Raw genomic sequence first — 1189 nt, forward strand, 5'->3', positions numbered from 1 at the left:
CCGCCCAACAGCTGGCGGCTCTTTGCTTTAAGAAAGCCCAAAATGAGTTTGAAAGCCCGCATCACCGAAGACATGAAGTCGGCCATGAAGGCCAAGGAAACGGCCAAGCTGAGCGCGATCCGTCTGCTGCTCGCCGCCCTTAAGCAAAAGGAAGTCGACGAACGGGTCGAACTTGATGACAGCGCTGTCATCGCCATCATCGAAAAGCTGACCAAACAACGCAGGGACAGCGTCACCCAATACGAAGCCGCCGGCCGTCAGGAACTGGCCGATGCTGAAAAGTTTGAAATCGCCGTCCTCGCCGTCTATCTGCCGGAAAAAATGAGCGCCAAGGACACCGCCGCTGCGGTTGCCGCCGCCGTCGCCGAAACCGGCGCCAAGGGCCCGGCCGACATGGGCAAGCTGATGGCTATTCTCAAGCCGCGACTAGCCGGCAAGGCCGACATGGCCGACGTCTCGAAACTGGTCAAGGCGGCGCTTGCTGGCTAAAAGACAGTGATCCCGGATTCCTTCATCCAGGATTTGCTGGCCCGGGTCGACATCGTCGACCTGGTGGACAGCTATGTGCCGCTCAAGAAAGCCGGCGCCAATTACGCCGCCTGCTGCCCTTTCCACAACGAAAAATCACCATCCTTCACGGTCAGCCCGACCAAGCAGTTCTACCACTGCTTCGGCTGCGGCGCCCACGGCACGGCGATCGGCTTCGTCATGGAATACCAGGGACTCGGCTTCGTCGACGCGGTCAAGGATCTGGCGACCCGCGCCGGCATGCCGGTACCGGAAAGCGAAGGGCGCAGCTTCAAGGATGAAAAGCCCGGCCAGACGCGGACCCTGATCGACACCATGGCCCGCGCCGCGCAGTATTACAAAGACCAGCTCAAGGCCTCGCCGCGCGCCATCGAATATTGCAAGAAACGCGGGTTGACCGGCGAAATCGCCGCCCGTTTCGGTCTGGGCTACGCCCCGGATGGTTGGCAGAACCTGCAGGAAGCCTTTCCCGACTACAACAGCGAAGAACTCAAGCTGGCCGGACTCGTCATCGAGAACGAATCCGGCCGGCGTTACGACCGCTTCCGCGACCGCCTGATGATCCCGATCATCAACCCCAAGGGTGACATCATCGCTTTCGGCGGCCGCATCATCGACCAGGGCGAACCGAAATACCTCAATTCACCGGAAACCCCGCTCT

2 protein-coding genes are annotated in these 1189 nt (G+C 60.6%); both read left to right on the forward strand.

Translation table 11 applies throughout. The features are described 5' to 3' along the window. The first annotated feature begins 42 nt into the window (after positions 1 to 42). Positions 43 to 489: a GatB/YqeY domain-containing protein gene (locus ADADOO_RS02505; protein WP_511274731.1), complete on the forward strand. Its 447-nt coding sequence runs from the start codon at positions 43 to 45 to the stop codon at positions 487 to 489. A 6-nt stretch (positions 490 to 495) separates the two neighbouring features. Continuing rightward, positions 496 to 1189: DNA primase (gene dnaG / locus ADADOO_RS02510; RefSeq protein ID WP_511274733.1), on the forward strand; the 694-nt coding region annotated here is incomplete at its 3' end.

Source organism: Azonexus sp., from assembly GCF_036170495.1.
Lineage (GTDB): Bacteria > Pseudomonadota > Gammaproteobacteria > Burkholderiales > Rhodocyclaceae > Azonexus.